The organism is Janibacter sp. LM (assembly GCF_039631275.1).
GTDB lineage: Bacteria > Actinomycetota > Actinomycetes > Actinomycetales > Dermatophilaceae > Janibacter > Janibacter terrae.
The window spans coordinates 20,197-28,371 of sequence record NZ_JBDIVG010000038.1 but is presented as its reverse complement, the minus strand read 5'-3'; the positions used below and the strand labels follow the sequence as shown (position 1 = coordinate 28,371).

7 protein-coding genes are annotated in these 8,175 nt (G+C 72.8%); all 7 read right to left on the bottom strand.

Going from position 1 to position 8,175, the window contains the following annotated elements; all coding sequences use genetic code 11:
- Nucleotides 1-109 precede the first annotated feature (109 nt).
- From aroB to alaS, 7 genes are read right to left on the bottom strand one after another with little or no spacing between them, the layout of a single operon-like run.
- Nucleotides 110-1,180, bottom strand: coding sequence for a 3-dehydroquinate synthase (gene aroB, locus ABC138_RS16305; RefSeq protein WP_068323560.1), 1,071 nt, complete (start codon nt 1,178-1,180; stop codon nt 110-112).
- The gene (locus tag ABC138_RS16300) at nt 1,177-1,692 is read right to left on the bottom strand and encodes a shikimate kinase (protein ID WP_345914339.1); all 516 of its coding nucleotides are present in this window, start codon (nt 1,690-1,692) and stop codon (nt 1,177-1,179) included. Before ABC138_RS16300 ends, aroB begins: the two co-directional genes overlap by 4 nt.
- Nucleotides 1,689-2,918, bottom strand: coding sequence for a chorismate synthase (gene aroC, locus ABC138_RS16295; RefSeq protein WP_345914338.1), 1,230 nt, complete (start codon nt 2,916-2,918; stop codon nt 1,689-1,691). The genes ABC138_RS16300 and aroC overlap by 4 nt, the downstream gene beginning before the upstream one ends.
- A gap of 35 nt (nt 2,919-2,953) precedes the next feature.
- A complete protein-coding gene (locus ABC138_RS16290; RefSeq protein ID WP_345914337.1) occupies nt 2,954-3,775 on the bottom strand; it encodes a shikimate dehydrogenase in 822 nt (273 codons plus the stop codon).
- The gene (gene mltG / locus ABC138_RS16285) at nt 3,772-4,911 is read right to left on the bottom strand and encodes an endolytic transglycosylase MltG (RefSeq protein WP_068323530.1); all 1,140 of its coding nucleotides are present in this window, start codon (nt 4,909-4,911) and stop codon (nt 3,772-3,774) included. Before mltG ends, ABC138_RS16290 begins: the two co-directional genes overlap by 4 nt.
- Entirely contained in the window at nt 4,908-5,417 is a 510-nt protein-coding gene (gene ruvX, locus ABC138_RS16280) for a Holliday junction resolvase RuvX (RefSeq protein WP_068323896.1), read from the bottom strand. Before ruvX ends, mltG begins: the two co-directional genes overlap by 4 nt.
- Before the next feature lie 16 nt (nt 5,418-5,433).
- Nucleotides 5,434-8,115: an alanine--tRNA ligase gene (alaS, locus tag ABC138_RS16275; RefSeq protein WP_345914336.1), complete on the bottom strand. Its 2,682-nt coding sequence runs from the start codon at nt 8,113-8,115 to the stop codon at nt 5,434-5,436.
- Nucleotides 8,116-8,175: the final 60 nt, after the last annotated feature.

Here is an 8,175-nt window from a genome sequence, read left to right as displayed (position 1 = left end):
CCCGTGTCACCAAGGTCATGCCCAGTTACACCTAGGGCAATGCAGACCTGAGCGCGCATTGCCCTAGGGGAATGCAGGTTCGGGGGGGGGCGGTCGCGCGCGGGATCGGTCAGGCGAGGGCGGCGTAGGCCGCGCGCAGCAGGGCCTCGTCCGGGCCCTCGAGCCGGGCCGGCTCGGCCAGGCCGTCGAGCACGACGAAGCGCAGGGTGGACCCGCGCGTCTTCTTGTCACGACGAAGGGCGGCGAGCAGCTCGTCGAAGTCCGCTCCCGAGTACCGGGTCGGCAGGCCGAGGAGACCCAGCACGTACCGGTGCCGCTCGAGCAGGGCCGCGTCGATCCGACCCGTGCGATGGGCGATCTCGGCCGCGAAGACCATGCCGATGGCGACGGCCTCCCCGTGACGCATGCGGTACTGCTCGTGGTGCTCGATCGCGTGACCGAGGGTGTGGCCGTAGTTGAGGATCTCGCGCAGGTGCGACTCGCGCAGGTCGGCGGCGACGACGCCCGCCTTGACCGCGATCTTGCGCTCGATGACCTCACGCAGGGCGGGCGAGGTGGGGTCCTGCACCCCGGACTCGTCGGCCTCGACGATCTCGAGGATGCGCGGGTCCGCGATGAAGCCGCCCTTGACGACCTCGGCGAGCCCGGCGGACAGGTCCGCCGGGGGCAGCGTCGCGAGGTGGTCGAGGTCGCAGAGCACGGCGGCCGGCGTGTGGAAGGCCCCGACGAGGTTCTTGCCCTCGGCGGTGTTGATGCCGGTCTTGCCACCGACGGCGGCGTCGACCATGCCGAGCACGGTCGTCGGCACGTGCACGACCGCCACGCCGCGCAGCCAGGCCGCGGCGGCCCAGCCGCCGAGGTCGGTGACGCTGCCGCCGCCGACGGCGACGACCGCGTCGCTCCGGGTGAACCCGGCCTGCCCCATCGTCGCCCACAGGTCGGCCGCGACGGTCACCGTCTTGGCCGCCTCGGCGTCCGGTACGGGGGCGACGTGGACCTCGAGACCGGCATCCCGCAGGGCGGCGACGACGGGCTCCGCGAGCCGGGCGAGCGGCGCGCCGTGGACGACGAGGACCCGGGCGACCCCCTTCGGCAGGACGTCGGTGACGCGGCTCGAGACGCCGGGCCCGACGAGGACGTCGTAGTCGTCGCCGACGGGGATGGTGCTCACGTCACTCACGCGCTCTCCTCCAGCAGACGCAGGGCGTCGGCCACGACCTCGTCGACCTGCCGTCCCGCGGTGTCCACGCGGTGCGTCGCGAGGGCCTCGTACGTGGGGCGGCGCGCCTCCATCGTCCGGATCCAGCTCTGCCGCGGGTTGACCGCCAGCAGCGGCCGGCTCGTGTCGAAGCCGATCCGCTTGGCCGCGTCGGCGATGCCGACGTCGAGGAAGAGGACCGTGTGCCCGGCCAGCGCCTCGGTGACCGCGGGGATCATCGGTGCCCCGCCGCCGAGCGCCAGGATGATGCCGTCCTCGGTGAGCGACTCGAGCACGGCACGCTCCTCGGCGGCCCGGAAGTACTCCTCCCCCTCGATGACGAAGAGGTCGGAGATGCTGCGTCCCTCGCGCTGCTCCACGAGGGAGTCGGTGTCGACGAGGGCCCGGCCGAGGCGGTCGGCGAGCTCGCGGGCGACCGTCGACTTGCCGACCCCGGGAGGTCCGATGACGACGACGAAGGGGGCCCCGCTCACGCCTCCCACGTCCGCATGAGCTCGGGGATCGCGTCGAGGTAGGCGCGGTGGTTGCGGGCGGTCTCGGCGACGGAGTCGCCGCCGAACTTCTCGACGCAGGCCTCGGCGAGCACGAGGGCGACCATCGCCTGGGCGACGACGCCGGCGGCGGGCACGGCGCACACGTCGGAGCGCTGGTGGATGGCCGTCGCCGGGTCGGTCCCGGCGACGTCGACGGTCTCGAGGGCGCGCGGGACGGTGCTGATGGGCTTCATCGCGGCGCGGACGCGCAGGACGTCACCGGTGCTCATCCCCCCTTCGGTCCCTCCGGCCCGGCCGGTGCGCCGGTGGATCACGCCGTCGGCGTCACGCTCCATCTCGTCGTGCGCGGCCGAGCCGCGACGGCGGGCGGTCGTGAAGCCGTCGCCGACCTCGACGCCCTTCATCGCCTGGATGCTCATGAGCGCACCCGCGAGGCGCGCGTCGAGGCGACGGTCCCAGTGGACGTGGCTGCCCAGGCCCGGGGGCAGGTCGTAGGCGAGGACCTCGACGACGCCGCCGAGGGTGTCGCCGTCCTTCTTGGCCGCCTCGATCTCGGCGACCATGGCGTCGGTGCCCTCGCGAGTCATCGCGCGGACCGGGTTGGCATCGAGGACCGGGGTGTCCTCGGGGGTCGGCAGCGGGCCGTCCGCGGGGGCGGAGCCCTCGCCGATGGCGACCGTGTGCGCGACGAGGCGGATGCCGTACGCCTGCTCGAGGAAGCGCTCGGCGATCTCGCCGAGGGCCACGCGGGCCGCGGTCTCGCGGGCCGAGGCGCGCTCGAGGACCGGGCGGGCCTCGTCGAATCGGTACTTCTGCATGCCGACGAGGTCGGCGTGGCCGGGACGCGGGCGGGTGAGCGGCCGGTTGCGGGCGATCTCCTTCTCCGCGTTGACGTCGTCGGCCGCGGCGAGCGCCTCGCTCTCGACGGGGTCGGCGCTCATCACCGTCTCCCACTTGGGCCACTCGGTGTTGCCGATCATCACGGCCAGCGGCGAGCCGAGGGTGCTCCCGTGGCGGACACCACCGAGGAAGGTCACCTGGTCCTGCTCGAACTTCATCCGGGCCCCGCGGCCGTAGCCGAGACGGCGACGGGCGAGGGCCCCGGCGACGTCCGAGGTCGTGACCTCGACGCCCGCGGGCAGCCCCTCGAGGGTCGCCACGAGGGCCTGGCCGTGCGACTCACCAGCGGTCAACCAACGCAACATGGGCGCAATCCTCGCACTTCGGTCAGCGGGCGCCGTCAGGCGTCCGGGGTGTGGCCGAGCGCCTCCCGGCCCGCGGCCTGCATCGCCTCGACCGGTGCCGCCACCCCGGTGAAGAGCTCGAACTGCCGGGCCGCCTGGTGGACGAGCATCTCCAGCCCGGAGACGACCGTCGCACCGTGCTCGGCGGCGGCCCGGGCCAGCGGGGTCGGCCAGTCGGCGTAGACGACGTCGAGGAGGGTGACCCCGGTGAGGTCGCCGCGGGTGTGCCCGGCGGCGACGGCGTTGGCCGGTCCCCCCGGGAGGGTGGAGACCACGGCCCGGTCACCCGTGGTCGCCCACTCCCGGAGCGGGACGACCTGCAGATCGACGTCGCACACGTCCCGCAGGGCCTCGGCCCGGGACGGGGTCCGGGCAGCGACGGTGACCCGTCGAGCCCCGAGCCCGACGAGCCCGAGCAGCGCCGAGCGGGCCGTCGCGCCGGACCCGACGATCGTCGCGGAGGAGACGTGCGCGGCACCCGCCTCGGCGAGGGCCGCGACAATCCCGTGGACGTCGGTGTTGTGCGCCGACCAGCCCGCCTGCGTGCGCACGAGCGTGTTGATGGCGCCGGCCGCGCGGGCGAGCGCGCTCACCTCGTCGGCGACGTCGAAGGCCGCGACCTTGAGCGGCATGGTGAGGCTCAGGCCGCGCCAGGAGGCGTCGAGACCGGCGACGAAGGGGGCGAGACCCCCTTCGTCGACCTCGTGGGCGGTGTACTGCCAGTCCGGCAACCCGGCCGCCGCGTACCCCGCCCGGTGGAGCCTGGGCGAGAGCGAGTGCCGGATCGGGCTGCCGAGGACGCCCGCGTGCAGCGTCACTTCTCGCAGCTGCCGGTGTTGCGGCAGAACTCCTGGACGTTGCGCTGGTGCTGGGCCTCGTCCGCGGTGAACTTCGTCTCCCCCGACTCCGGGTCGACGGTGACGAAGAAGAGCCAGTCGCCCTCGTCGGGGTTTCCGGCGGCCTCGATGGCGTCGGCGCCCGGGTTGTTGATCGGGCCGGGGGGCAGCCCCTTGTTCTTGTACGTGTTGTACGGGCTGTCGGTGTTGCGCTCCTTGTCGGAGGTCGTCACCGTCCCCCGCTTCTGGAGCATGTAGTGGATCGTCGAGTCCATCTGGAGCATCCCGACCGTCGGTCCGTTGACGTCCTCCAGACGGTTCTCGACGACCCGGGCGACCTTGCCGCGGTCGGCGGCCCCGGCCTCGCCCTCGACGATCGAGGCGACGGTGAGGGTGCGCTCCCAGTCGCGGCGCGCCACCTTGGCCTCGGTGAGCTGGTCGGTCGTCATCCTGATCATCTGGTTGAGCTGCTCGACCGCGCTCGTGCCCTTCTCGAACTCGTAGGTCGAGGGGAAGAGCCAGCCCTCGACGTCGCCGCCTGCCTCGGCGGGGAGCTCGAGCTGGGCGGACTTCTCCGCCTTCTCGTAGTCGGCGACGGGCACGCCGGTGGCCTTGGAGAGCTTGGGATAGATCTCCGACCGCCACAGGCCCTCGCTCAGCGTGACGCCCTTGGCGATCCGCGCCTTGGGGTCGAGCAGACGGTCGAAGGCGCTGGCCGCCGACATCTCCTGACGCATCGAGTAGGTGCCCGGCTGGATCGCCGCCGCCTTGTCCGGCTGGGTCGCCGCCACGGAGGTGAAGCTGCTCGTCGACTTCACGACGCCGGCCTCGACGAGGGACTCGCCGATCTCGGAGCCGGACTGCCCGGAGGTGATCTCCACCTCGACGGTGCCGTGGCCGGCGCCCTCGTAGTCGCTTGGCTCGCTGGCGCCGGGGAGGAGCGAGCGCAGGGAGCCGAAGGCGAAGAAGGCCGCCGCGAGCAGGACCGCACCGGCGAGCAGGACCGCCAGGCAGCTCGCCCCGGTGCGGCGCGAGCGGTCGCGGTTGGCCCGACGACGCGACCGGGTGTGCCGGTGCTCGTGCTGGCTCTCGAAGATGTCGTCGTCGAGCTGGTTCATGCCTTCTTGCCCTTCGGTGTGCGTCGGCGCGGCCGACCGACCCGTTCGCCGGGGGGTCCACCGGTTGCGCGTTCCGTGTCCAGCGCAGTCTGCAGGATCAGCACGGCCGCCGCCTGGTCGACCACGCTGCGATGGCGCCGTCCGGCGACGCCGCTCTCCCGCAGACCCCGATGAGCATCCACGGTCGTGAGCCGTTCGTCCACGAGGCGGATCGGTGTGTTGCCGAGCGGTGACGCGTGCAACACGGACCCCAGGTGCTTGACCCAGGTCCGGACCCCGGCTGCCGCCGGCCCCTCGCTCCCGTCGAGGGAGCGGGGCAGGCCGACGACGAGCTCCATCGCGCCGAGCTCGCCGGCGAGGGTGATGACGCGGTCGATGTCGCTGCCGTGCTGCAGGTCGCGTGCCACGGTCTCGACGGGCGTCGCGAGCAGCCCGCCGGGGTCGCACGCGGCGACCCCGACGCGGGCCTCGCCCACGTCGATGCCGAGCCGCACGCCCGGGCGCATCGCGCCGGGCACCTCGTCAGGCACCGAGCTCCCGCTCGATGGCCGCCAGGGCGTCCTCGACCTTGGTGGCGTCCTGGCCACCGCCCTGGGCGAGGTCGTCCTTGCCGCCACCGCCGCCGCCGAGGACCTGGGCCGCGACCCGCACGAGCGCGCCGGCCTTGACCCCCTTCGCCCGGGCGGACTCGTTGGTGGCGACGACGACGACCGGCTTGCCGGGGCCGTCACCGGTGAGGGCCACGACCGAGGGTCGCTCCTCGCCGAGCTTGGCCCGGGTGTCCGTGACCATCCGGCGCAGGTCGTCCGGCATGCCCCCGGCGACGTGCTGGCCAATGTACGTGGTGCCGCCGACCTCGCTCGCTGCGTCCGTGAGCGCGCCCGCGTTGGCGGCCACCTGCTCGCGACGGACCTTGTCCAGCTCCTTCTCCACCTCGCGCAGGCGGGTGACGAGCTCGCTGACGCGCTCGGGCAGCTCTGCCGAGGGCGCCTTGACGATGCTCGAGAGCTCGGCGACGAGCGCCCGCTCGGTCGCGAGGTGCTGCAGCGCGTTCATCCCGACGTAGGCCTCGAGGCGGCGCACGCCGGAGCCGACGCTGGACTCGCCGGTGAGGGTGAGGGCGCCGATCTGGCTGGAGTGGCGCACGTGTGTGCCGCCGCACAGCTCGCGCGACCACTCGCCACCGATCTCGATGACGCGGACCTGCTCGTCGTAGGTCTCGCCGAAGAGCGCCAGCGCGCCCCGCTCACGGGCCTCGGGCAGGGTCATCCAGTCCGCGGAGACCGGCAGGTCGTCGCGGACCGCGAGGTTGGCCACGTGCTCGATCTCGGCGCGGACGTCGGCGGACAGGCCCTGGTTCCACGCGAAGTCGAGCCGCAGGTACCCGGGCTTGTTGTACGACCCGGACTGCAGCGCGGAGGGACCGAGCACCTGCCGCAGCGCCGCGTGCACGACGTGCGTGCCGGAGTGCGCCTGGCAGGCGTCCACGCGCCACTGCGGGTCGACCTCGGCCGAGGCCTCGGTGCCCACGCGCACCGGGCCGTCGGCGACCTCGACGGTGTGCACGACGAGGCCCTTCACGGGACGCTGGACGTCGCGCACGAGCAGGCGCGCGCCGTCGACGACGATGACGCCGGAGTCGGCGACCTGACCGCCGGACTCGGCGTAGAAGCTCGTGCGGTCGAGCACGACCTGGCCGGTCTGCCCGGGCTCGAGCTCCTCGACACGGGCGCCGTCGCGGACGAGACCGACGACCGAGCCGGTCGTCGTCAGCTCCTCGTACGCGCGCCAGTCGGTGGCGCCCAGCGCACGCAGGTCCCTCCACACCTCGGTGTGGGCGATGCCGCCCTTCTTGGCCCTGGCGTCGGCCTTGGCCCGCTGCCGCTGCTCGTCCATGAGGCGGACGAAACCGTCGCGGTCGACCTTCAGCCCCTGCTCGGCCGCCATCTCGAGGGTGAGGTCGATCGGGAAGCCGTAGGTGTCGTGCAGGGCGAAGGCCTGGTCACCGCCGAGGGTGTCCCCCCCGCCCTGCTTGGTCCTCGCCACCGCGGTGTCGAGGATCGTCGTGCCCTGCGCGAGCGTGCGCCGGAAGGCCTGCTCCTCGGCGTAGGCGATCTGCGCGATCCGGTCGAAGCCGGTGCGCAGCTCCGGGTACGAGGCGCTCATCCGCTCCATCGAGACCGGCATCAGATGCGGCAGCGCCGGCTCGTCGTAGCCCAGCAGGCGCATCGCGCGCACCGCACGCCGCAGCATGCGGCGCAGCACGTAGCCACGTCCCTCGTTGCCGGGGGTGACACCGTCCCCGATGAGCATGAGAGAGGAGCGCACGTGGTCGGCCACGACGCGCAGGTGGACGTCGTCGGGGTGCGAGTCACCAGCGGTGTGGCCCGACCGGGTGCCGTAGCTGCGACCGGTCATCTCGGCAGCCTTCTCCAGGACCGGGTAGACCTCGTCGATCTCGTACATGTTGTCGACGCCCTGCAGGATGCTCGCGATCCGCTCCAGGCCCATGCCCGTGTCGACGCTCTGCGCGGGCAGCGGGCCGGCCACGTCGAAGTCGGACTTCGAGCGCACCGCCGACAGCTCGTACTGCATGAAGACGAGGTTCCAGATCTCCATGAACCGGTCCTCGTCGACCGCCGGCCCGCCGTCCCGGCCGTACTCCTCGCCGCGGTCGTAGAAGATCTCGCTGCACGGGCCGCCCGGGCCGGGCACGCCCATCGACCAGTAGTTGTCCGCCTCGCCGCGGCGCACGATGCGCTCGGCGGGGATCGAGGTGAGCTCCAGCCACAGCTGCTCGGCCTCGTCGTCGTCGCGGTAGACCGTCGCCCAGAGACGCTCCGGGTCGAGGCCGTACCCCCCGGCGTCCTGGCTCGTCGTGAGCAGCTCCCACGCGAAGCTGATCGCCTCGCGCTTGAAGTAGTCGCCGAAGGAGAAGTTGCCGTTCATCTGGAAGAAGGTGCCGTGCCGCGAGGTCTTGCCGACCTCGTCGATGTCACCGGTGCGCACGCACTTCTGCACGCTCGTGGCGCGGTCCCAGGGCGCCGTCTCCTGACCGGAGAAGTACGGCTTGAAGGGGACCATGCCCGCGTTGACGAAGAGGAGCGTCGGGTCCTCGTGGATCAGCGGGGCGGAGGGGACGACCGTGTGCCCCTTCGCCTCGAAGAAGGTCAGCCAGCGGCGCCGGATCTCGGCAGTTTCCATGGGTGTTCGCGTCCAATCTGGTGGTGCAGGTCTGTGCTGCAGGATCTCGGGCAGGAGCGA